The following is a 23,413-nucleotide window of genomic DNA, read 5'->3' as shown; positions in this document are numbered from 1 at the left end:
AGATATGCGCCGACCTCCACCTCGGCCTGCTCCAACTCGCCTGCAGCATCATCTGCTTGCGACGCCTTCGAACCTCATTCTGAAACGATCAGTAAGTACTGGGGGAAAGTACCAACCCCACCCCACCTGCTCTCGGGGATCACACCTGGGGGGGCGCCGATCGGCGCGTCACCCGTACGAGCTAACTTGCCCAACTTCGTTGGATATCGGGGAGGTTGTCTGGCATATGCTCGCGGCTACCGAACTGAAAAAGGTCGGCCCCTGCCAGGAACTCTCACCCTCCCGGCAGGGGCCTGGCCACGAGGAAGACTAGAGGACCTTCCCCGATGGATACCCAGCACCTTAACGCGGGCTGCCCCCGCGCGGGCGTGATCCACGCCAACACCCCCCAGACGAGGCACTACACCGTCGTCGGCAACCACCTCGCGCAGCACGAACACCTCTCGCTGACCGCGATCGGACTCGCCGTCCACATCCAGTCGCTGCCCGCCGGTTCCCCGGTCGGCATCAAGGAACTCGCCGCCTGCTTCCCGGAGGGCGAGATCCGCATCGCGGCGGCCCTCCGCGAGCTGGAGGCCCACGGCTACCTCGCCCGTACGCGCGTCCGTCGGTCCGACGGCCGGATCACGACCCGTACGGTCTCGTACAACCAGCCGCCGGGGGAGACGCCCCGGGACCCCGACCCCGACCCCGACCCGGACCCCGGCCCCGGCCCCGAGAAGGAGCCGGTGCCCGCACCGGAGCCCGGGCCGGTGCGCCGGGAGGCCCCGGACCTCCCCGAGGGCCCCGCCGCCGAACTGCTCCTCGACCTGCGGCGCCACGACCCGCGCATGCTGCTGTCGGTACGGGACGTACGGCACCTGGTGCCGGGCGTCGAGGCGTGGTTCGCGCGGGGCGCCGCCCCGGACGCCGTCCGCCGGACCCTGCTGGCCACGCTGCCGGACGACCTCGCCCATCCGGCGGGCCTGCTGTCCTACCGGTTGGCCCGCCTGCTCCCGCCGTCGCTGCCCACGGGGCCGGCCGTCCGGAGGGCGGACCCGATCCAGCTCTGCGACACGTGCGAGGAGGTCGCCTTCCGGGCCCCGGAACCGGGCCCGTGCCCGCACTGCCGCGCGGCGGCCGGGAGAACGGCGGCCTGAGCCCCGGGACCCGCGCGGGGGCGGAGGCGACGGCCCCGGTGCCGGACCCGTTCACTTCCGTACCGGGACCTCCGTGCGCGGCCGACGACGGCGTAGCCCTGGAGGGAGGGGTGGCCGTGCGTGGTGAGGGGCCGTCCGGGGACCGAGGTGATCTTCGGCTCGCCGATGCTCGCGAGCGGCTGGGTCCAGATGCCGAGGCGTGCCAGGTCGAGGTCGTGCACCTGGAATTTCATCACGCCGTCCGTGTCGCGGTAGCGGACGGCGAGCCGCCCGTGGACCGGGTCGACGCCGGCGGTGTTGATCGTGGAGCCGGGGACCGGCGTGTACTCGGCGAGCGTGGGCGAGGTGGTGTCGAGCACCTGGCCGTTGACGAAGGGGAAACGGGCCAGGCGGGTGCCGCGGCTGGACGCCTTGCCCGCGACGTCGACCACCTCGACGCCGTCGGCACGCAGCCGATGACCGACCCGGAGGGCGCGGGCGCGGGCTTCCCGGCGGGACACCGCCCGGGCGTCGGCCAGCGCGCCCAACCCGCCGGGTACACAGGGGTCTTCCTCTGCGAGAGGGGTCCGTACCAGCAGCCCAGCGTCCTCGTCCCCACCGCCGCCGCGGACGCCACCCTGTACGGGGGCTTCGCCTACGTACCGGCCGGCGTCGACCTCGCCGCGGCGGTGAAGGCGGCCCGCAGCGCGGGCTCCGGCCCGGCCGACGGGCGGCACGGCAACGCCACCGCCCCCTTCGCCGGCCGCGTCCGCATCGGCGGAGGATGGAACACCTCCAACCAGCTCTTCCAGGCGCCTTCCCGGAGGCGGGGGCCGCCTTCGTGCCGGAGTGCGGAACCGGCCCGGGGGCGGGGCCCCGGCTCCGCCCCCGGGCGGCGGGGCCGGGGAAGAACCGGCGCGTCGTCGGTCACGGCCGTCTTCGGCGCGTTCGCCGGGGGCGTGCGGGGCGTTCCGCACCCGCGTTGATCTTGGTGCGTCCCCCCGTGGGGCCTCAGGCGCGGGCGGCCCGGCGGGCCGTGCGGATCAGGCGGACCGCCGCCGTGACGGGGAGGGCGACCCCGGCCACGAGGAGGGCGAGCAGCTCGAACACGCCGATGCGTCCCGCCCCGCCGAGCACGAAGGTGAGGAGGAGCGCGAGGGGGGTGAGGGAGACGAGGGCGGTCGCGAGGACCTTGGTGCCCCGCTCCCACACGTCCGACGTCCACAGCATGACGAGGCCCGCGATCAGGACGGCCAGGCCGAGGAGGGGGTGGGCGTACCCGGCGACGCCGGTGGCGCCGAGCACGACGGCCGTGTGGGTCGTACGGCTCTTGGGCGCGTCCCCGGACCGGGGCGCGGCGGGAGCCTCGGGCTCCTCCGCGCGGGCGGCGGCGACGATCGCGGCGGGGCTGCCGAGGCGGTCGAGGGCGGAGCGGACGGTCTCCGGGTCCGGCTCGTCGCCGACGGCGACGTCCAGGTGTTCGCGCAGGTCCGCGAGGAGCTCCTCGCGGCGCCCGGCCGGCAGGAAGGAGGCCTCCCGCGCGACCGTGTCCAGGTAGTCGGTCACGAGGGGGTGCGCGGTGCGGGTCATGCGGAACCTCCGGGAGGTGCGGTCAGGAAGTGGTCGACGCCGTCGCGGAAGCGCGGCCAGTCCTCGGTGAACTCGGCGAGCGCGGCCCGGCCGGACGCGGTGAGCGTGTAGTAGCGGCGGGCGGGCCCGGTGGCCGACTCGCGCAGTTCGGTGTCGACGAGACCGTCGCGGCGGAGCCGGGACAGCAGGGGGTAGATCGTGCCCTGGCTGGTGGTCATGACGCTGACGGCGGCGAGCTCGTCGAGGATCTCGACGCCGTAGCGGGGGCCGCCCCGGAGGAGCGCCAGGACGCAGTACTCCAGGACGCCCTTGCGCAGCTGCACGGCCACCTTGCCGGCCGCATCCGATCTTGCTTCGCCAGGAACCATGTAATGCAAGATACTCGGTGGAGGGAGGGAGATCAACGGTCCGCGGGCGGAACGGACGCCCCGCCCCGCCCCGCCCCCTCCCGCCCCGCTCCGCCCCCGTCCCCGTCCCCTCCCGCCCCCTCCCGCCCCGCCCCCTCGCGGGCTTGGGCGCCGGGCCGCCGGGTAGCCGCCGGGGGAGATCTTCCGGGAGGCTGTGTTGGGAACGCACGGAGACGACGTCCTTTTCTCCGGCTGTCTGACGGTGCTCGCCGTCGCGATCGGCGCCCGGCAGGCGCGCAGGGAGGCGAAGGGCCCTCCGTCCGCCGGTCCGGGAGGCGGGCGGGCGGTCTTCGGTCTCGTGGCCCTCCTCGCCCTCGTGCCGTTCCTGCTCGTCACGCTCTCGCACGGATACGGGACGGAGAACCGGATCTCGGCGGTCCCGTTCCGGGAGATCCTCGACGCCTCGGCCCACGCCGACGTGGACCTCTCGGACGTCGCGGCCGTCAACCTGATCGGCAACGTCCTCCTGCTCGTCCCGTTCGGCGCGGCCGCCGCGTTCGTCTGGCCGGACCGCCGGCGCGTGCTCAAGACCGCCCTGACCGCGGCGGCGCTCTCCCTCACCGTCGAGGTGGCGCAGTACGCCCTCTCCCTGGGCCGGGTCACCTCCGTCGACGACGTCCTCCTCAACACCGCCGGCGCCGCCCTGGGCGCCTTCCTGGTCCGGCGCTGGACCCGGACGCGGCGGACGCGGCGGCTCACCCCGCCGGCGCCCTCCGCGTCCGGGGCCGGCGGAAGGGCCGGGCGGGGGAAGGGGACGGAGCGGGAGGAACGGATCGGCGCCGGGAGGCGTTCCGGAGCCTGAACCCGGCCCGCACCAGCAGCGCGACCGCCGCCATCGCCGCCGCCGCGAGCCCCGCCCGCAGGCCCGGCGGCCGGAAGGAGCAGGCCAGTTCGGTGCGGCCGTCCCCGAGGGGGACCGCCAGGAGACCGCCGTACGCGGTCGGCGCCGCGCCCTCGCAGTGCCAGCCCGCGATGCGGGGGGCCGCCACGACCGCCGTGCCGCCGCCCGGCGGGAGGACGGCCCGTATGCCGGACGGGGTGACCTCCACCGAGGTCGCCGCGCGGGCGCGCAGGGCCGTGACCGCCGCGCGGAGGCGGTCGTGGTCCAGGCAGCCGAGCTTGCCGGGGCCCGGCAGGGACGGCCGCAGGCCGGGGGTCCGCTGGAGGCCGAGGGACACCATCGCCGCCTGCCGCTTCGGGCGTCCGCCCAGCAGCCGGACCTCGCGGTCGCCCAGGCGGGCCGGGCCCGTGGCGTCCGGGGCCCAGAGGAAGACCTCCGTGCCGACCCGGCACGCGCCCGCGTGCGGAGCCTCGTACACCCGGGAGCCGAGCAGGAGTTCCTGGTTCCGGAAGGGCGAGCGGCCGTAGACCGGGGGCGGGCCCGGCGGCCGGACCGTCACCAGGGGCAGGCGCGTGTCCGTGCGGACCACCGCGCCGTCCCGCCAGCGCGCGCCCACCGCGAACAGCGCGTCCGTCACCGGGTTGTCCGGGCCGAGCAGGTTCCGGCCCCGCGAGGTCCAGCCGCCGCCGAGCGCGCCGAGGGTGGAGGTGAGGACCGCCGGGGTGTGGCTGCTGTAGTACGCGGCGCCCTGGCCGCCCAGGAGCAGCGGGTCGTTGCCCGCGATCCGGGGCAGGCCCGGGTCCGTGCGGTGGGCGGGCCAGCCGTCCGCCGCCGCCAGGGCCGCCGCCCGCCGCTCCTGCTCCGGGCCCAGCGGCGGGTAGTCGTCGAGCCGCACGAGCCGCTCCCGGTCCGCGTACGCCGTCGTCGCCGCCGACTGGCCGAGCAGGGTGCCCGTCACGAGGAGCGCGGCCAGCACGCCGCACCGGCCCCGGCGGGGGAGGAGCAGGGCGCCCGCCACGGCCGCGAGGCCCGCGCCCGCGAGGACGAGCGCCCAGGAGGTGAGGACCGGGCTCGGCAGCGCCGCGAGGGCCAGGGTCAGGACGACCGCCGAGCCGCCGGCCACCGCCCGGCGGTCCGGCCGCCCGTGCGCCAGGGTCGTCCAGGCGGTCAGGACCAGGACCCCGGAGAGGACGAACGTCTGCCGGTACGGGCTGCCGTTCGGCGTCGCGAAGGCGTGCCAGAGCAGGTGCGTCGGGCCCCACTGCATCGACACCACCACCACCGCGCACAGGCCCGGCCACAGCCACCGCTCCCGCCCCGGCGCGCCCCGCAGGAACGGCAGCGCCCCCGCGAGCAGCAGGACCGCCGTGCAGACGAAGGCCGCCGGGGTCGCGAAGCCGTACGTCACCGGGAGCAGCCGGGCGAGGAAGTCCGTCCCGGCCACCGGGGCGAACTCCCGCACCAGGCCCGGGTGGGCCTGCCGGGAGCCGAGGAGCACGGGCAGGAGGACGGGGGCCGCGAGACCCACCCCGGTCCCGGTCGTCACCGCCGCCCGCGCCAGGACCCGCACCGGCGTCCGCACCGCCGTCGACTCCGGCGTCCGCCCCCGGGAGGAGTCCGTCGCCGCGAGCCGGACCAGCAGGACCAGGGCGGCGCCGAGCGTCGCCATGTACGCCGTGTAGAAGTTCGCGACCCAGCAGACCGCCACCACCAGCGGGCCCAGGAGCGGCCGGCGCCCCTCCCGCACCCACTCGCCCACCAGGCAGAGCAGCGGGAAGGCGACCAGGCCGTCCAGCCACATCGGGTTGTACGTGGCCTCCGCGAGCGACCAGCCGCACAGCGCGTACGAGGCGCCGAGCACCGCCGCCCACCACCACGCCCCCGGGCCCAGCCGTCGCAGCAGGAACACCATCGCCGCCGCCGCGACCGCCGTCTTCAGGACCGTGATCGCGTACACCGCGTACTCGACGTCCGCGCGCGGGAAGAGCGCCACCAGCGGGGCGAACGGGCTCGACAGGTACGTGCCGTAGTCGGGCAGGAAGGACGTCCCCCAGCCCGCCCGCCAGTCGAGCAGGAGCCCGCCGTCCGCCCGGCCCCGCAGCAGGTCCCACAGGTGCGCGTGGAACGGCACGAACTGGTTGGCGAGGTCGTTGACGGCCCGGTGGCGCGGCCCGAAGGGGAAGACCCGGGCGACGGCGTCCCCGCCGCAGACGGCGACGGCGGAGAGGAGGGCGGCCAGCAGGCAGGCACGTGTGGTCTTCGGCATGACGGGTCGAATATGCCAGCGAAACCGGGCGGAACCGCGGGACGGAGGGGCCGTTCACGCGATGGTCGCCCGGAGGTCATCCGGCGCCCCCGCGGGGGCCCGGGCGGCGGGAGCGACGGGTGGAACGGGCCGACACCCGGGTGACGGGTGAGTCGTTGGGGGAAACAGTCGCTCCGAAGTGGTGGCTCCGGCCCCGGCGACTCCCTACCATCGATCACCGCAAGGTCGTTCACCTGACGCACGACCAGCCCGGGAGGCTCCTTTGCACCGCCGCACGCAGCCCCGCACGCCCCGCACCCCCCGCACGCCCCGCCGCACCGCGCTCGCCGTCTCCGCCGCGCTCCTCGTCGCGGCCCCGCTGCTCACCGCCTGCGGCGGCGACGCCCACCCGGGAGCCGCTGCCGTCGTCGGCGGCGAACGCATCGACGTCGCCAGCCTCCAGGCACAGGTGAAGGACGTCCGGACCGCGCAGGCGGCCTCCCCGGAGTCCGCGCAGCTCGTCGCGGCCACCGGCGACCTGAGCCGCCGCAAGCTCAACAGCATGATCTTCGACCGGGTCGTCGAGAAGGTCGCCCGCGACAACGGCGTCACCGCCAGCCGCGCCGAGCTCCAGCAGACCCGCACCGCCTTCGTCCGCCAGAGCGGCGGCGAGGACCGGCTCGCCGCCGCCCTCCTCCAGGAGCAGGGCGTCGCCCCCGGCCAGATCGACGGGGTCGTCCGCCGCAACGTCCTCCTCAACAAGATCGCCGCGAAGGTGGGCGCCGACGACGGCCCCGAGGGCCAGAAGAAGCTGACGGACGTCTTCACCGCGGCCTCCAAGGGCATGGACATCGACGTGAACCCGCGCTTCGGCGCCTGGGACGACGCCCAGATCCGGCTGGCCTCCACCACCCCGGCCTGGCTGCGGCGGATCAGCCAGGATCCGAACGCCGCTCCGGCCGGTGCCTGAGGCCGGGTAGGTTCGGGGGGTGACTTCCGAAAGCCCCGGCCGCGTCGTCCTGCTCACCGCCAGCCACCGCGTGGCCCCCGGACTCCTGTCCTGGCCCGCGTGGCAGGCGCTGCGCTCCGCGGACCGGGTGCTCTGCCCCGACGAGCACCACCCCCAGCTGCCCTACCTGCGGGAGGCGGGCGTCGCCGTCGAGCACGCCCTGCCCAGCGCCGAGGAGCTGGTCGGGGCCTGCGCCGGGGGCCGCACGGTCCTGCTCCTCGCCTCCGGCGAGGGCGACCGGCGCCTCACCGACGGCCTCGCCCGGCTCGCCGGCTCCGGCCGCGTCGCCATGCCGGAGCTCGAACTGCTGCCGGGCTCGTACGACCTGCCCGGCGCCCGCCTCCTCGACCTCGTCCAGGTCATGGACCGGGTCCGGCGCGAGTGCCCCTGGACCTCGGCGCAGACCCACGAGGGGCTCGTGAAGTACGCCATCGAGGAGGCGTACGAGCTGGTGGAGGCGATCGAGGACGAGGACCGGACCGCGCTCCGGGAGGAGCTGGGCGACGTCCTGCTCCAGGTCGTCTTCCACGCCCGGATCGCCGAGGAGGACCCGGAGGAGCCGTTCTCCGTGGACGACGTGGCCGGGACCCTGGTCGAGAAGCTGATCCACCGTCACCCGCACGTCTTCGGGGACGCGACCGCCGAGACGCCCGAGGACGTCCACGCGCACTGGCAGCGGACCAAGGCGGTCGAGAAGCGGCGGGAGTCCGTCACCGACGGCGTGCCGCTCGGACAGCCCGGCCTCGCGCTCGCCGCGAAGCTGGCGGGCCGGGCGCGCTCGGCCGGCCTCGACGTGCCCGTCCCGGCGGACGGGGGCGTCGGCCACGAGCTGCTCGCCCTCGCGGCCCGCGCGGAGGCGGAGGGCGTCGACCCGGAGACGGCGCTGCGGGCCGCGGCCCGGACGTACCGGGACGCGATCCGGGCGGCGGAGGGGCTGTGAGGCCGTAGCGCCGTACGAGGGGAGGGCCGGCCCGGCCGGGGCGCGCGGGCCGTCCCGTACGGGCCGCCGGGGCGCACGGGGGCGCGCTGTACGGTCGGGGGGTGAGTGACAGCACCGCCCCGGACCCCGAGCCGCACCCCGCACCGACCTCCTGCCCGGCCTCCGGGGCGGCCCCGGCCCCAGGCACGGCCCCCGCCCCCGACACGGCCCCCGGCCCCGACGCGGCCCCGGATCCAGGCGCGGCCCCGGATCCAGGCGCGGCGCCCACTCCCGGCGCGGCCCCGGCTCCCGATACGGCCCCGGCTCCCGACACGGCCCCCGAACTCGACGCGGGCCTGGCCCCGGGCACGGTCCCGGATCCCGGCACGGCCCCCGCTCCAGGCACGGTCCCGGCCCCGGGCACGGCCCCGGTCTCCGATACGGCCGCCGACCTCGACGCGGCCCCCGGCAAGGGCTCCGCCCCCGGCACGGTCCCGGATCCCGGCACGGCCCCCGCTCCAGGCACGGTCCCGGCCCCGGGCACGGCCCCGGTCTCCGACACGGCCGCCGACCTCGACGCGGCCCCCGGCAAGGGCTCCGCCCCCGCGCCCGAGCTCTTCACCTGGGAGTTCGCCACCGATCCGTACCCCGCCTACGCCTGGCTGCGGGAGCACGCGCCCGTGCACCGGACGACGCTGCCCAGCGGGGTCGAGGCCTGGCTCGTGACGCGGTACGCGGACGCCCGGCAGGCCCTCGCGGACCAGCGGCTGTCCAAGAACCCGGCGCACCACGACGAGTCCCCGCACGCCAAGGGCAAGACGGGCATTCCGGGCGAGCGCAAGGCCGAGCTGATGACCCACCTGCTCAACATCGACCCGCCCGACCACACCCGGCTGCGGCGGCTCGTGTCGAAGGCCTTCACGCCGCGCCGGGTCGCCGAGTTCGCCCCGCGCATCCAGGAGTTGACCGACCGCCTCATCGACGGCTTCGTGGAGGAGGGGAGCGCGGACCTCATCCACGAGTTCGCCTTCCCGCTCCCCATCTACGCCATCTGCGACCTGCTCGGCGTGCCCGAGGAGGACCAGGACGACTTCCGCGACTGGGCCGGGATGATGATCCGGCACGGCGGAGGCCCGCGCGGCGGCGTCGCCCGGTCGGTGAAGAAGATGCGCGGCTACCTCGCCGAGCTGATCCGCCGCAAGCGCGAGGAGCCGGGGGACGACCTGATCTCGGGGCTCATCAAGGCCTCCGACCACGGCGAGCACCTCACCGAGAACGAGGCCGCCGCCATGGCCTTCATCCTCCTGTTCGCGGGCTTCGAGACCACGGTCAACCTGATCGGGAACGGCCTGTACGCGCTGCTCCGCGATCCCGGACAGAGGGGACTCCTCCAGTCCTCCCTCGCCGCCGGCGAGACCGGCCTCCTGGAGACCGGGATCGAGGAGCTGCTGCGGTACGACGGGCCCGTGGAGATGGCCACCTGGCGGTACGCCACGCGGGCGCTGACCATCGACGGACAGGAGATCCCGGCGGGCGACCCGGTCCTCGTGGTGCTGGCCGCCGCCGACCGGGACCCGGAGCGGTTCGACGGGCCCGACACCCTCGACCTCGCCCGGCGCGACAACCAGCACCTCGGGTACGGCCACGGCATCCACTACTGCCTCGGCGCGCCCCTCGCCCGCCTCGAAGGACAGGCGGCGCTCGCCACCCTGCTGACCCGTCTGCCGGACCTGCGGCTCGCCGCCGATCCGGCCGAACTGCGGTGGCGCGGAGGGCTCATCATGCGCGGTTTGCGCACGCTTCCGGTGGAGTTCTCCCCGTCCGTACCCCTCTCGCACACTGACGGAGCGTCAGAAATGTGATCTTCATGTGATCGGGAGGCCATCGACTTGTGACGGGCGTTCGAATGCCGCTACGTTTCGCCGCAGTCTCAGCCGTCACGCGAAAGGCGTACCTATGCGTTCCGGGAACGGACGACACCGTCGCCCCCGTCAGGCCCCCGCCATCGTCGTCGCCGCGGGCGTGACCGGATCCGCCATGGCGCTGCCCCTGCTCGCCACCGGATCCGCGTCCGCCGCCGACGCCGCCACGTGGGACCGCGTCGCCGAGTGCGAGTCCGGCGGCCAGTGGACCGCCAACTTCGGGAACGGGATGTACGGCGGCCTCCAGTTCACCCAGGGGGACTGGGAGCGCCACGGCGGTCTGGCGTACGCGCCCAGTGCCGACCTGGCCAGCCGCGCCCAGCAGATCGCCGTGGCCGAGAAGGCCCTCGCCAAGGGCAGCGACGCCTGGGGGACCTGCGCGCCGATCGCCGGCCTCACCAACGACGGGAGGCCCACCGGGGTCGACCCGGGTCCGGCCACCGCCCCGGCGCCCTCCGTGGCTCCCGTCCCCGAGTCGAACTGGAACTCGGGCTCGCCGGACGTCTCCGGGACCGCGCCGTCCACCGCGACGCCGAAGCCCCCGGCCGCGCCGTCCGCCCCCGCCACGTCCACGGCGCCGGCCGCGCCGACGGCTCCCGCCGCCCCGGCGGACCCGGCCGCGCCGTCCGCCCCCGCCACGCCGTCCGCGCCGACCGGGTCGACGGATCCGGCGGACCCGACGCTCCCGGCCGGCCCGACGCTCCCGGTGGACCCGACGGCCCCCGTCGCCCCCGACGGGTCCGCGACGCCCGGTACGCCCGTGACGCCCGGCGTTCCGGGGGACGAGGGCACGTCGGCCGCGCCCGGCACGGGCAAGCACCGGGGCGAGGCCGCTCCGGAGGAAACCGGCAAGCCGGACAGCTCCACCGAATCCGGTAGACACGCCTCGGGCAAGGACAAGTCCCTCGAAGAGTCCGAATCGCTCCCCGCTGCTGACGAAGCGAAGAATGCGGACACAACGGACAGTCAGGGCTCTTCGGGTGAATACGTCGTGCGTCCGGGTGACAGCCTTTCGGGTATCGCCCAGGCGAACGAACTGCCCGGAGGCTGGACCGCCCTCTACGACGCCAACAAGCGGACCGTGGGCATCGATCCGGACCTCATCCTCCCTGGTCAGAACCTCGATCTGACGGCGCGTCCGGACTCGGCGGAGGGGTAGTTCGCGGGCTTATGTCCGGTTCTGGACGAGTGAGACATGGGTCTCTTTGTCCCAACTGGCGTGCCGCGCCCGCAAACTCCGCTTCCGTCACCTCCTACCTGCGCAAACAGTCCCCTCCGAAGGGCAAGAAGAGGCGAAATTCGTCATATGAGCCTCTTTGAACTTCGGAGGGTTCTGTGTCTACGGTCATCACCGCTCGCCACCGCGGGCCCCGTCGACCGAAACGCCGAATCCTGCCGTCGGCCGACGGGAAAGTCGTCGCGCAAGCGCCGTAGGCAGGAGCGGGGGACCCAAGGTAAGTGCCGGCCCCGGCCGTCGAGAGACGGCCGACGACCGGCTTGGGGTGAAGCCGCGTGCTAGGACACGCGGCCGGGCAACTCTTCGGCCCGAACCCGACAGCTCACCTCGTAGGCGTCGGTGAGGAGAATTCCCATGCTGTTTTCCGTCAAGGGCAAACACCGCCGTCCCTCCAGGGCCACCCAGCTCGCCGCGCTCGTCGGCGTCACCGGCGTCGCCGTCGCCGCCCCGCTGATGACCGCGGGCACCGCCTCGGCCGCCACCTCCTCCGAGTGGGACCGCGTCGCCCAGTGCGAGTCCGGCGGCAACTGGTCCATCAACACCGGCAACGGCTACTACGGCGGCCTCCAGTTCTCGGCCTCCACCTGGGCCGCGTACGGCGGCACCGCCTACGCCTCGACCGCCGACCGGGCGTCGAAGTCCCAGCAGATCGCCATCGCCGAGAAGGTCCTCGCGGGCCAGGGCAAGGGTGCCTGGCCGAGCTGCGGCGTGGGCCTCTCCGGCGCCTCCTACGACGGCGGCTCCGCCGAGAGCGCGCAGGAGCAGCCGAAGCCGCAGAAGAAGCAGAAGAAGCAGCGCGCGGCCGAGCAGCCGACCACCCGCAGCGAGCAGCGCCAGGCCCCGAAGAAGGAGCGCCAGGCCGCTCCGAAGGCCGGGTCCGGGAAGACCGTCACCACCCCGACCGGCGAGACGGTCAAGAAGGGCGACGGCGAGTACAAGGTCGTGACCGGCGACACCCTCAGCAAGATCGCCGAGGCGCAGGGCGTCGAGGGCGGCTGGGCCGAGCTCTTCGAGCTCAACAAGGACGTCGTCGAGAACGCCGACCTGATCTACCCGGGCCAGCAGCTCCACCTGAAGTGAGCCCGGCGGGTCGCGTGAGTCCGGCGGCTCACGCGCCCCCGACGGCCCTCCCGCGGTGACTCACCCCGGTCCGGCGCGCCCGTCCCCCGTGCGCGCCGGACCGGGGTTCCGTCTTCCACCGGGGCCTCCCGGGACCCACCTGATGGTTACCGTCCAGTAGATACGGGGCCTTTCGCCCCGCTGTGCGTGCCCTTGGGTCCTTTTTCGTCCCAGGGGGCGGGCGCCCGGCCGGTCGGAGCCTCCGGGACGGTTAGGCTCTTGTCGCAAGGCCGAGCGACCCCGCACCGACCTTGCGTCACATCCAGCGTCACATCCCAGAAGGAGATGCTCGTGCCGTCCATCGACGTCGTCGTAGCCCGGGAAATCCTGGACTCCCGAGGCAACCCCACGGTCGAGGTCGAGGTCGGCCTCGACGACGGCAGCACCGGCCGTGCTGCCGTTCCGTCCGGCGCCTCCACCGGCGCGTTCGAGGCCCTCGAACTCCGCGACGGCGACCCCAACCGCTACCAGGGCAAGGGCGTCGAGAAGGCGGTCCTCGCCGTCATCGAGCAGATCGGCCCGGAGCTCGTCGGCTACGACGCCACCGAGCAGCGCCTGATCGACCAGGCCATGTTCGACCTGGACGCCACCCCGGACAAGTCCTCGCTCGGCGCCAACGCCATCCTCGGCGTCTCCCTCGCCGTCGCGCACGCCGCCTCCGAGGCCAGCGACCTCCCGCTCTTCCGCTACCTGGGCGGCCCGAACGCGCACCTGCTGCCCGTTCCGATGATGAACATCGTGAACGGCGGGTCGCACGCCGACTCCAACGTGGACATCCAGGAGTTCATGATCGCCCCGATCGGCGCGGAGTCCTTCTCCGAGGCGCTGCGCTGGGGCACCGAGGTCTACCACACCCTCAAGTCCGTCCTGAAGTCCAAGGGCCTCTCCACCGGGCTCGGCGACGAGGGCGGCTTCGCCCCGAACCTCGGCTCCAACCGCGAGGCGCTCGACCTCATCGTGGAGGCCATCAAGCAGGCCGGGTACGTGCCCGGCAAAGACATCGCGCTCGCGCTCGACGCCGCCGCCTCCGAGTTCTACAAGGACGGCACGTACGAGTTCGAGGGCAAGTCCCGCTCGGCCGCCGAGATGACCGAGTACTACGAGGAGCTCGTCGCCGCGTACCCGCTGGTCTCCCTGGAGGACCCGCTGTTCGAGGACGACTGGGCCGGCTGGAACATCATCACCGAGAAGCTCGGCGACAAGGTCCAGCTCGTCGGCGACGACCTGTTCGTCACCAACCCGGAGCGCCTGGTCCGCGGCATCGAGGAGAAGTCCGCGAACGCCCTGCTGGTCAAGGTCAACCAGATCGGCTCGCTGACCGAGGCCCTCGACGCCGTCGAGCTCGCCCAGCGCAGCGGCTTCAAGTGCATGATGTCCCACCGCTCCGGCGAGACCGAGGACGTCACCATCGCCGACCTGGCCGTCGCCACCAACTGCGGCCAGATCAAGACCGGCGCCCCGGCCCGCTCCGAGCGCGTCGCCAAGTACAACCAGCTGCTGCGCATCGAGGAGATCCTCGACGACGCCGCGGTGTACGCCGGCCGCAGCGCCTTCCCGCGCTTCAAGGGCTGACACCCGCTGCGCCCTTCCACAGGGCGGCTTCCGTACGTCCCCGTACCCGGTCCCGTACCGTGTGCGGGGACGTCCGCGTGAACAGGGGAGGCGACACGACATGGCCGTGAAGGACCGGGACCGGTTCTCGACCGCGACCCGGCTCAGGCTGCTCGGCGAGCAGACCGCCGCCCGTGTCTACCGCTCCCAGACCCGCCGCCAGGCCCGCCGCTCCCGGCTCACCGGCCGCGCGGCCTTCCTGGCGCTCGTCGTCTGCTCCCTGGTGGTGGCCCTCGCCTATCCCATGCGGAGCTACGTCTCCCAGCAGGGCGAGATCGCCGAGCAGGAGCGCCGGGCCGCCGAGGCCGCCCGGCGGGTGCAGGAGCTGAGGGACGAGAAGGCCCGCCTCCAGGACCCGGCCTACGTCCGCCGCCTCGCCCGCGAGCACCTGCACTACGTGCTTCCCGGCGAGACCGGCTTCACCGTGAACGACCCCGGCGCGGAGCAGCGGCCCCGCGCCGACCAGGGAGCGGCGGACCGCCCCTGGTACGACAACCTCTGGGACGGCGTGGACAACGCCGACCGCCGCTGACCCCCGTACGACCGACGACCTAGGCAACCAAGGCAGACATGCAAACGCCCCCTCCGCAGACCGAACGCACCGAGCCCACCGAGGCGGACGTCGCCGCCTTCGAGCTCCAGCTCGGCCGGCCGCCCCGCGGCCTGCGCGCCATCGCGCACCGCTGCCCCTGCGGGCAGCCGGACGTCGTCGAGACCGCGCCCCGGCTCCCCGACGGCACCCCCTTCCCCACCACGTACTACCTGACCTGCCCCCGGGCGGCCTCGGCCATCGGCACCCTGGAGGCCAACGGGGTCATGAAGGAGATGCAGGCCCGGCTCGCCACCGACCCGGAGCTCGCCGACGCCTACCGGGCCGCGCACGAGGACTACCTCGCCCGCCGCGACGCCATCGAGGTCCTGGAGGGCTTCCCGAGCGCCGGCGGCATGCCGGACCGGGTCAAGTGCCTGCACGTCCTCGTCGGCCACTCGCTGGTCGCGGGCCCGGGCGTGAACCCGTTCGGCGACGAGGCGCTCGCGATGCTGCCGGAGTGGTGGGCCAAGGGCCCGTGCGTCACGCCGTGCGGCGACGAGGAGAAGGAGACCGCCGAATGACCAGGGTCGCCGGAATCGACTGCGGCACGAACTCCATCCGCCTGCTCGTCGCCGACGTGCACCCGGAGACGGGCGAGCTGGTCGAGCTGGACCGGCGGATGACGATCGTCCGGCTCGGCCAGGGCGTCGACCGGACCGGCCGGCTCGCCCCGGAGGCCCTGGAGCGCACCTTCGCCGCCTGCCGCGCGTACGCCGCAGTGATCGAGGAACTGGGCGCCGAGCGGATCCGCTTCGTCGCCACCTCCGCCTCCCGCGACGCCGAGAACCGCGACGACTTCGTGAACGGGGTCGTGGAGATCCTCGGCGTCGAGCCCGAGGTCATCACCGGCGACCAGGAGGCCGCGTTCTCCTTCGCCGGCGCCACCGGCGAGCTGCCCGGCACCGAGACGTACCTCGTCGTGGACATCGGCGGCGGCTCCACCGAGTTCGTCACCGGCAGCGACCACGTCCGGGCCGCCCGCTCGGTCGACATCGGCTGCGTCCGGCTCACCGAGCGGCACGTCCGCCACGACCCGCCGACCGCCGAGGAGGCCGAGGCGATCCGCGCCGACGTCCGCGCCGCGCTCGACCTGGCCGCCGAGGCCGTGCCGATCGACACGGCCGACGTCCTCGTCGGACTCGCCGGCTCGGTGACCACCGTCGCCGCCATCGCCCTCGGCCTGCCGGAGTACGACTCCGAGAAGGTCCACCACTCCCGGATCTCCGCCGAGCAGGTCGCCGAGGTCACCGACCGGCTCCTCGCCTCCACCCACGACGAGCGGGCCGCGATCCCCGTGATCCACCCCGGGCGGGTCGACGTGATCGTCGCCGGGGCGCTCGTCCTGCGCGAGATCGTCGAGCGCGTCGGCGCCCGCGAGGTGGTCGTCAGCGAGCACGACATCCTCGACGGGATCGCCCTGTCCGTCGCGTAGACCTCGATGGGAAGGCTCTATCCGTCGCATAGAGGGGTGCTATCGAGCCTTCCCACGGGGTTCCGCCGGGAAAGTTCGTGAAGTTCTTCACAAGGAAAAGGGCCCTGAGGGAGTCCGAAGGGGGTCGTTGGGCCCTCCGAGGGGTGCCTCGGGGCCCTTTCGCAGGTGCGGAGGCCGATCCGCCCGGTGTTTCCATCGCGTGAACGGGGCCTCCGGTTCAGGGTTAACGGAGGCTCTCCGGACCAGTTCACGAGGGGTGAACAACGTTCGCCACTGCACCCCGGTTCCTTTGCAGGAACATGACGTGGATCACGTGGGCGGCGGAGTGTAGCAGAGGTGTCCGCCAACCTTGTGAAGGGGCGCACGAACACACCCCCCGGACGGGGTGGATACTCGATGGCATGAGCACCACGGAGCGTCCCAGGATCCTCGTAGTAGGCGGCGGGTACGTAGGCCTGTACGCAGCTCGGCGCATCCTCAAGAAGATGCGCTACGCGGAGGCGACCGTCACGGTCGTCGACCCGCGGTCGTACATGACCTACCAGCCCTTCCTCCCCGAAGCCGCCGCCGGCAGCATCTCCCCGCGCCACGTCGTCGTCCCGCTGCGACGCGTCGTCCGCGGAGCCGAGGTGCTCACCGGCCGGGTCACCACCATCGACCAGGACCGCAAGGTCGCCACGATCGCCCCGCTCGTCGGCGAGGCGTACGAGCTGCCCTTCGACTACCTGGTCATCGCGATGGGCGCCGTCTCCCGCACCTTCCCGATCCCCGGCCTCGCCGAGCAGGGCATCGGCATGAAGGGCATCGAGGAGGCCATCGGCCTGCGCAACCACGTCCTCGAGCAGCTCGACAAGGCCGACTCGACCACCGACGAGGAGGTCCGCCGCAAGGCGCTGACCTTCGTCTTCGTGGGCGGCGGCTTCGCCGGCGCGGAGACCATCGGCGAGGTCGAGGACCTGGCCCGCGACGCCGCGAAGTACTACCAGAACGTGTCGCGCGAGGACATGCGCTTCGTCCTGGTCGACGCGGCCGACAAGATCCTTCCCGAGGTCGGCCCCAAGCTCGGCCAGTACGGCAAGGAGCACCTGGAGAGCCGCGGGATCGAGATCTACCTCGAAACCTCCATGGACTCCTGCGTCGACGGCCACGTCGTGCTGAAGAACGGCCTGGAGGTCGACTCCAACACGATCGTGTGGACCGCCGGCGTCAAGCCGAACCCGGCGCTCTCCCGCTTCGGTCTGCCGCTCGGCCCCCGCGGCCACGTGGACTGCAACGAGAAGCTCCAGATCAACGGTCTCGACTACGCGTGGGCCGCGGGCGACAACGCCCAGGTCCCGGACATGGTCGGCCGTCGCGCGGGCAACCCGAACGCCTGGTGCCCGCCGAACGCCCAGCACGCCCTGCGCCAGGCCAAGGTCCTCGGCGACAACGTGGTGGCCGGCATGCGCGGCTTCCCGCAGAAGGAGTACAGCCACGCCAACAAGGGCGCGGTGGCCGGACTCGGTCTGCACAAGGGCGTCGCCATGATCGTCATGGGCAAGGTGAAGATCAAGCTCAAGGGCCGTCTCGCCTGGTACATGCACCGCGGCTACCACGGCATGGCGATGCCGACCTGGAACCGCAAGATCCGCGTCTTCGCCGACTGGACCCTGGCGATGTTCCTCAAGCGCGAGGTCGTCTCCCTCGGCGCCATCGAGTCGCCGCGCGAGGAGTTCTACGAGGCCGCCAAGCCCGCCCCCGCCCCGGCCGCCCCGGTGCAGGAGAAGGCCAAGGCCTCCTGACCCTCCGGCAGGAGAGCAGTACCGCAGCAGACCCGAAAGGGCCGTCCGCCATCCGTGGTGCGGACGGCCCTTCGCGTGTTTTGCCGACTCGTTGCGCCGCGGGGGGAGTGCGGCGCCCACCGACGGTGTTCCCTTGGTGACGGACATTTCTGGGGCACTGATCACGGAGGTGGGCACCATGGCCGACGCCGCGTCGCGGCTGACGACTCTCGCGGAAGAACTCCTCGGAGGACCGCTCCCGGTCCGGCTGCGGGCCTGGGACGGCAGTGAGGCCGGTCCCGCCGGCGCCCCCGTGCTGGTCCTCCGCGACCGCCGCGCCCTGCGCCGGATGATCTGGAAGCCCGGCGAACTGGGCGTGGTCCGCGCGTGGGTGGCCGGGGAGCTCGACGTCGAGGGGGACCTGTACGAGGTCCTGGACCGGGTCTCCGGACTCCTCTGGGAGCGCGACGGCGACTCCCCGGGCCTGCTCGCCGCCGCCCGCGACCCCCGGCTGCGCGCCGCCGCCCGCGCCCTGCTCCGGCTCGCCGGACCCCTGCCGCCGCCCGCGCCGCCGGCCGAGGAGATCCGGGGCCGCAGCGGCAGCCGGCACACCAGACGCCGCGACCGGCAGGCGATCGGCCACCACTACGACGTCGGCAACGACTTCTACGAACTGGTCCTCGGACCCTCGATGGTCTACTCGTGCGCGTACTGGCCCGCCGGGAGCCCGGCCGCCACCCTGGAGGAGGCCCAGCGCGCCAAGCTCGACCTCGTCGCCCGCAAGCTGGCCCTGAAGGAGGGCGACCGGCTCCTCGACGTGGGCTGCGGCTGGGGCTCCATGGCCCTGCACGCCGCCCGCGAGTACGGCGCCCGGGTCGTCGGCATCACCCTCTCCCGCGAACAGGCGACCTACGCCCGCAAGCGGGTCGCCGAGGAGGGCCTGGCGGACCGGATCGAGATCCGCGTCCAGGACTACCGGGACGTCACCGACGGCCCGTACGACGCGATCTCCTCGATCGGCATGGCCGAGCACGTCGGCGCCGTGAAGTACCGGGAGTACGCCGACATCCTGTACGGGCTCCTCGGGCCCGGCGGGCGGCTCCTCAACCACCAGATCTCCCGGCGCCCCGAGCCCGACGAGGCCGCCTACGCGATCGACCCCTTCATCGACGCGTACGTCTTCCCCGACGGCGAACTCGCCCCGGTGGGACGCACCCTGACGATCCTGGAGGACGCCGGGTTCGAGGTCCGGGACGTGGAGGCCCTCCGCGAGCACTACGCCCTGACCCTGCGCCGCTGGGTGGCCAACCTGGAGGCCGACCGGGACCGGGCCGCCCGGCTCGTCTCCCCGGGCCGGGCCCGCGTCTGGCGGCTCTACATGGCCGCCTCCGCCGTCTCCTTCGAACGCAACCGGATCGGCGTGAACCAGTTCCTCGCGGTGAAGACCTCCGCGTCGGGGGCGAGCGGGCTGCCGCTGCGGACGCGGGCGTGGACCGAGGGGACGCGGGGCTGACGTCCGCACGGGAGAGGGCCGGCCTCCCGGACGGGGAGGCCGGCCCTTCGCCGGTGGTGCGGGCGGCTACTCGGCCTTGATGGCGGCGAGCATGTTCAGGCGGGCCGCGCTGCGGGCCGGCCACAGCGAGGCGAGGACGCCGACCAGGCCGGCCAGGAGCAGGAAGACGCCGATCCGCTCCCAGGGCAGGACCAGGGCGTAGCCCGGCAGGCTGCTCTTGAAGGTCTCGCCGATCGCCCAGCCGAGGAACGCGCCGAGGCCGATGCCGACGATCGCGCCGAACACCGAGATGACCACGGCCTCCAGACGGACCATCCGCTTCACCCGGCGCCGGTCGAGACCGATCGCGCGGAGCATGCCGATCTCCTGCTGGCGCTCGAAGACGGACATCGCGAGGGTGTTGACGACGCCGAGGACGGCGATGACCAGGGCCATGCCGAGCAGGCCGTAGACGATGTTCAGGAGCATGTTGATCGGACCGCCGAAGGCGTCGCGGATGTCCTTGTGGTTCATCACGGTGATGCCGGGGTTGTCGCCCATGGCCTTCGACAGCGCCCCGGCGTTGGCGTCGGAGGCGCCACCGTCCATCGTGACGAAGATCTGCGGGGTGTAGGCCTGCGGGTCGTGGGCCTCGATCACCTCGTGGTCGATCAGGACGGGGGAGACGAACTCGCTCTCCTCGTAGATCGCGCCGACGGTCAGCTTGCCCTTGACCTTGTCCGTGTACTCGACCGGGACCGTGTCGCCGACCTTCAGGCCGCGCTTCTCGGCGGTCTTGTCGGCGACCGCGATCCGTCCCTGCTTCAGGGAGGACAGCGAGCCGTTCACGACGTGGAGGTTGAGGACCTTCTCGATGTCGCCGGGCGTGACGCCGGAGGCGGAGACGAACTTCCCCTCGATCTCCAGGGCGCCGGCCTGCTGCGGGGAGACGGCCGTGACGCCGGGGGCCTTGGCGAGGGCGGCGAGCGCCTCCTGGCTCAGGCTGTCGCCGCTGGCCATGGTGACCATGTAGTCGGCCTTGATCTGGTCGACGGTCATCCTGTCGATGGCGGTGCCGACGGTCGCGCCGAGCACCGAGAGGCCGGTGACCAGGGTCAGGCCGATGGCGAGCGCGGAGGCGGTGGCGCCGGTGCGGCGCGGATTGCGGACCGCGTTCAGCCCGGCGAGCTTGCCGGAGATCCCGAACAGGCCGACGAAGAGCGGGCGAATCAGGGCGATCACGGGCCGCGACAGCATCGGGATCAGCACGATCACGCCGATGAGGGTGACGAACGCGCCGCCCGCGATGAGCATGCGGCCGTCGTCCCCGCCCTTGCCCGCGCCGAGCACGATCAGGACGGCGCCGAGCGCGGTGAACGCGGCACCGATGGAGTTCCGCACGACGAGCGACTTGGTGCTCGCGGTGGCGTGCACGCTGTTCATGGCGGCGACCGGCGGGATCCTCGCGGCGCGGCGGCCGGGCAGCCAGGCGGCGAGCATGGTGATCAGGACGCCGACGGCGAACGCGGAGACGACGGGGGCGGCGCCGATGACGAGGCCGCCGGCCGGGATCTTCAGGTCGAAGGCGTTCATGGCCGACCGGAGCGCGACCGCGAGGCCGACGCCCAGGACGAGGCCGACGGCCGAGGCGACCAGGCCGACCAGTCCGGCCTCGGCGAGGACGGAGCGGGTGATCTGCTTGCGCGAGGCGCCGACCGCGCGCATCAGGGCCAGTTCCTTGGTGCGCTGGGCGACCAGCATGGTGAAGGTGTTGGCGATGAGGAAGACGCCGACGAAGAGCGCGATGCCCGCGAAGCCCAGGAGCACCTGGTTGAGCGCGCCGAGCCCGGCCTCGATGTCCTCGGCCTGCCGGTCGGCGAGGGCCTGGCCGGTCTGGGCGGTGGCGGCCTTCGGGACCACCTTCAGGACCTCGTCGAGCAGCTTGTCCGCCTGCGCGCCGGGGGCGGCCGTGACGGTCAGCTCCTGGAAGAACCCGGGCTTCAGGTAGAGCTTCTGGGCCACGGAGGTGTCGAAGAGGACCAGGCTGCCGCCGGCGTTGACGGCGCCGTCCTCGGTGGTGAAGACGCCGGAGAGGACGTACTCCTTCACCGGGCCGTTGGTGGCCACGCGGACGGTGTCGCCGACCTCGTAGCCGCCCTTGTCGGCGGAGGCCCGGTCGAGCGCGATCTCGTTGTCGCGGGTCGGCCCGTCGCCGGCGGCGAAGGCGTACGCGCGGTCCTTGCCGTCCTTGCCGGGGGCGAAGTTGGTGCCCTTGTTGGACCAGCCGACGCCGATCAGCTTGCCGTTCCTGTCGGGCACGCCCGCGAAGCCGCCGACGCGCGGGGCGACGGAGGCGACCCCGTCGAGCCCGGCGACCTCGTCGACGTCCTTCTGGGAGAGGCCGGGGGCCTGCCGGGCCTCCTCGGGGTCCGGGCGCATCTCGACGGCGACGGCGACGTCGTCGTAGCTCTTCGCCGACTGGTTGCGGAAGGCCTGGGAGAGGGTGTCGGTGAAGACGAGGGTGCCGGAGACGAAGGCCACGCCGAGCATCACGGCGAGGACGGTCATCAGCAGTCTCGCCTTGTGCGCGAGGACGTTGCGCAGGGCGGTACGGAACATGGGGTGTCCTGAACGGAGGGTGGGGCGGACGGAGGTCGGGGGGCGCGGGGCGCGCCGCGGGGCCGTACCGGTTCGAGTCCGGTTCCGGCGTCCGCGCGTCAGCTCGTACGGCCCTTGGCGTCGAAGGCCTTCATGCGGTCGAGCACGCCGTCCGCCGTCGGGCTCAGCATCTCGTCGACGATCCGGCCGTCCGCGAGGAAGATCACGCGGTCCGCGTAGGAGGCGGCGACGGGGTCGTGGGTGACCATGACGACGGTCTGGCCCAGCTCCCGGACCGAGTTGCGCAGGAAGCCGAGGACCTCGGCGCCCGAGCGGGAGTCCAGGTTTCCGGTGGGCTCGTCGCCGAAGATGATCTCGGGGCGGGAGGCGAGCGCGCGGGCCACGGCCACGCGCTGCTGCTGGCCGCCGGAGAGCTCGGTGGGGCGGTGGGTGAGCCGGCCGGAGAGGCCGAGCATGTCGATGACCTGCTGGACCCACTGCTTGTCGGCCTTGCGGCCCGCGATGTCCATCGGGAGCGTGATGTTCTCCATGGCCGTCAGCGTCGGCAGGAGGTTGAAGGCCTGGAAGATGAAGCCGATCTTGTCCCGGCGGAGCTGGGTGAGGTGCTTGTCCTTCAGGGTGGACAGCTCGGTCTCGCCGATCCGCACCGAGCCGGAGGAGAAGGAGTCCAGGCCGGCGACGCAGTGCATGAGCGTCGACTTGCCGGAGCCGGAGGGGCCCATGATGGCGGTGAACTCGCCCTGCCGGAAGTCCACGGTGACGTGGTCGAGCGCGACCACCTGGGTCTCGCCCTGTCCGTAGACCTTCGTGAGATCCGTGGCGCGGGCGGCCACCGCGGTGGCGCGGGACACGGTGGGGGAGGTGGTCACGAGGAGGACTCCTGTCACTGCGGGGCTGTTTCGGGAACCCCTCCATCGTGTCGAGCGTTCCGCCCCCGGACGTCCGCCCACGTGCCCGTTCCCGGGGCAGTCTGGAGTCGGACCGGAGCCCCGTCTCCTCCTCCTGAGGTATGACCGGGCCCCTGAGAGGCGCCGGACCGGGGGCTCCGGACCGAGGTGACACAAATGCGACGACTTTTCGTCATTCCCAGGGGTGCCGGTTTGCGCCTGCGACCCCCGTCACAGTTCGGCGAAAAGGCCCCCACCTGCGCTGACGCACCCTCAGACCTCAATAAAATAAGACAACATCAGGGGCGATGTTCGGCTGAACGAGGGAAGCGCCCCGATAGGCTCATGTGCCAACGCGGAGCATCGCGACGCCCGGATGGTGGAATGCAGACACGGCGAGCTTAAACCTCGCTGGCCTTCGGGCCGTACCGGTTCGAGTCCGGTTCCGGGCACCACCGACGACAGCACCGCCGACCGGCGGGAGCGTCCGTTCTCCGCCGGCCCCTTCGGGCCCCCGCGGGAGGCCGGGAGGGTGCCCCCGGCACCTCGCCCGCACGGAGCGGACCCCTCCGCTCCGGCGCCCGTCCGCAGGTCCGTCCGGTGGCCCGCGGTG

At 73.4% G+C, this 23,413-nt stretch carries 18 protein-coding genes, 1 tRNA gene, 1 pseudogene and 1 riboswitch; of the genes and pseudogenes, 15 read left to right on the top strand and 5 right to left on the bottom strand.

The genetic code is table 11. The features are described 5' to 3' along the window. The first annotated feature begins 326 nt into the window (after positions 1-326). A complete protein-coding gene (locus ACIQKA_RS33195; protein WP_402543198.1) occupies positions 327-1,139 on the top strand; it encodes a helix-turn-helix domain-containing protein in 813 nt (270 codons plus the stop codon). 455 nt (positions 1,140-1,594) lie between these two features. After that, positions 1,595-2,104 (top strand): hypothetical protein, encoded by a 510-nt coding sequence (locus ACIQKA_RS33190; RefSeq protein WP_391096716.1) that lies wholly within the window; start codon positions 1,595-1,597, stop codon positions 2,102-2,104. A gap of 25 nt (positions 2,105-2,129) precedes the next feature. Here ACIQKA_RS33190 and ACIQKA_RS33185 read toward each other — a convergent pair whose 3' ends face one another. Then, on the bottom strand, positions 2,130-2,708 hold the full coding sequence (locus tag ACIQKA_RS33185) for an HAAS signaling domain-containing protein (RefSeq protein WP_391096717.1): 579 nt from the start codon (positions 2,706-2,708) through the stop codon (positions 2,130-2,132). After that, positions 2,705-3,076, bottom strand: coding sequence for a PadR family transcriptional regulator (locus ACIQKA_RS33180; protein ID WP_383152365.1), 372 nt, complete (start codon positions 3,074-3,076; stop codon positions 2,705-2,707). Before ACIQKA_RS33180 ends, ACIQKA_RS33185 begins: the two co-directional genes overlap by 4 nt. A 196-nt stretch (positions 3,077-3,272) precedes the next feature. Here ACIQKA_RS33180 and ACIQKA_RS33175 point away from each other — a divergent pair, with 196 nt between their 5' ends. Continuing rightward, positions 3,273-3,917, top strand: coding sequence for a VanZ family protein (locus ACIQKA_RS33175; RefSeq protein ID WP_391096718.1), 645 nt, complete (start codon positions 3,273-3,275; stop codon positions 3,915-3,917). On the opposite strand, the gene ACIQKA_RS33170 is transcribed toward ACIQKA_RS33175, so the two are convergent. Continuing rightward, positions 3,811-6,222, bottom strand: a complete 2,412-nt coding sequence (locus ACIQKA_RS33170; RefSeq protein WP_402543197.1) for a YfhO family protein — start codon at positions 6,220-6,222, stop codon at positions 3,811-3,813. The genes ACIQKA_RS33175 and ACIQKA_RS33170 overlap by 107 nt on opposite strands. 262 nt (positions 6,223-6,484) lie before the next feature. Between ACIQKA_RS33170 and ACIQKA_RS33165 the strand changes: the two genes are divergently transcribed. The 11 genes and pseudogenes from ACIQKA_RS33165 (at position 6,485) to ACIQKA_RS33115 (ending at position 19,315) form a co-directional block, all read left to right on the top strand. After that, on the top strand, positions 6,485-7,171 hold the full coding sequence (locus ACIQKA_RS33165) for a SurA N-terminal domain-containing protein (RefSeq protein ID WP_383152362.1): 687 nt from the start codon (positions 6,485-6,487) through the stop codon (positions 7,169-7,171). A 19-nt stretch (positions 7,172-7,190) separates the two neighbouring features. Continuing rightward, on the top strand, positions 7,191-8,150 hold the full coding sequence (locus ACIQKA_RS33160) for a nucleoside triphosphate pyrophosphohydrolase (protein WP_402543196.1): 960 nt from the start codon (positions 7,191-7,193) through the stop codon (positions 8,148-8,150). A 581-nt stretch (positions 8,151-8,731) separates the two neighbouring features. Next, positions 8,732-9,991 (top strand): annotated as a pseudogene (locus ACIQKA_RS33155) (cytochrome P450); the annotation flags it as partial. Between the two features lie 160 nt (positions 9,992-10,151). Next, the gene (locus ACIQKA_RS33150; RefSeq protein ID WP_391096720.1) at positions 10,152-11,210 is read left to right on the top strand and encodes a transglycosylase family protein; all 1,059 of its coding nucleotides are present in this window, start codon (positions 10,152-10,154) and stop codon (positions 11,208-11,210) included. A 214-nt stretch (positions 11,211-11,424) separates the two neighbouring features. Then, positions 11,425-11,639, top strand: a riboswitch (cyclic di-AMP (ydaO/yuaA leader). 3 nt (positions 11,640-11,642) lie between these two features. Next, positions 11,643-12,368 carry a transglycosylase family protein gene (locus ACIQKA_RS33145; RefSeq protein ID WP_383152359.1) on the top strand — a complete coding sequence of 242 codons (726 nt, stop codon included), beginning with the start codon at positions 11,643-11,645 and terminating at the stop codon, positions 12,366-12,368. 324 nt (positions 12,369-12,692) lie between these two features. After that, entirely contained in the window at positions 12,693-13,979 is a 1,287-nt protein-coding gene (eno, locus tag ACIQKA_RS33140) for a phosphopyruvate hydratase (RefSeq protein ID WP_383152358.1), read from the top strand. Positions 13,980-14,079: 100 nt separating this feature from the next. Further along, a complete protein-coding gene (locus ACIQKA_RS33135) occupies positions 14,080-14,550 on the top strand; it encodes a septum formation initiator family protein (RefSeq protein WP_030215997.1) in 471 nt (156 codons plus the stop codon). A 38-nt stretch (positions 14,551-14,588) separates the two neighbouring features. Beyond that, positions 14,589-15,131 (top strand): DUF501 domain-containing protein, encoded by a 543-nt coding sequence (locus tag ACIQKA_RS33130; RefSeq protein ID WP_383152357.1) that lies wholly within the window; start codon positions 14,589-14,591, stop codon positions 15,129-15,131. Next, on the top strand, positions 15,128-16,042 hold the full coding sequence (locus tag ACIQKA_RS33125; RefSeq protein WP_383152356.1) for an exopolyphosphatase: 915 nt from the start codon (positions 15,128-15,130) through the stop codon (positions 16,040-16,042). Before ACIQKA_RS33130 ends, ACIQKA_RS33125 begins: the two co-directional genes overlap by 4 nt. Positions 16,043-16,443: 401 nt before the next feature. Further along, complete coding sequence (locus tag ACIQKA_RS33120; RefSeq protein WP_125664989.1) at positions 16,444-17,823, top strand: NAD(P)/FAD-dependent oxidoreductase; 1,380 nt, start codon at positions 16,444-16,446, stop codon at positions 17,821-17,823. Between the two features lie 178 nt (positions 17,824-18,001). After that, complete coding sequence (locus tag ACIQKA_RS33115) at positions 18,002-19,315, top strand: class I SAM-dependent methyltransferase (protein ID WP_383152355.1); 1,314 nt, start codon at positions 18,002-18,004, stop codon at positions 19,313-19,315. A 66-nt stretch (positions 19,316-19,381) separates the two neighbouring features. On the opposite strand, the gene ACIQKA_RS33110 is transcribed toward ACIQKA_RS33115, so the two are convergent. After that, positions 19,382-21,913: an FtsX-like permease family protein gene (locus tag ACIQKA_RS33110; protein WP_391096721.1), complete on the bottom strand. Its 2,532-nt coding sequence runs from the start codon at positions 21,911-21,913 to the stop codon at positions 19,382-19,384. Positions 21,914-22,011: 98 nt separating this feature from the next. Continuing rightward, complete coding sequence (locus ACIQKA_RS33105; protein WP_062754977.1) at positions 22,012-22,782, bottom strand: ABC transporter ATP-binding protein; 771 nt, start codon at positions 22,780-22,782, stop codon at positions 22,012-22,014. Between the two features lie 388 nt (positions 22,783-23,170). Here ACIQKA_RS33105 and ACIQKA_RS33100 point away from each other — a divergent pair. Next, positions 23,171-23,255: transfer RNA gene (locus tag ACIQKA_RS33100), tRNA-Leu, on the top strand. Positions 23,256-23,413: the final 158 nt, after the last annotated feature.

It is taken from the genome of Streptomyces sp. NPDC092045 (assembly GCF_044756005.1).
GTDB lineage: Bacteria > Actinomycetota > Actinomycetes > Streptomycetales > Streptomycetaceae > Streptomyces.
The sequence above is the reverse complement of the archived record's forward strand: the minus strand, read 5'-3'. Positions and strand labels throughout refer to the sequence as shown.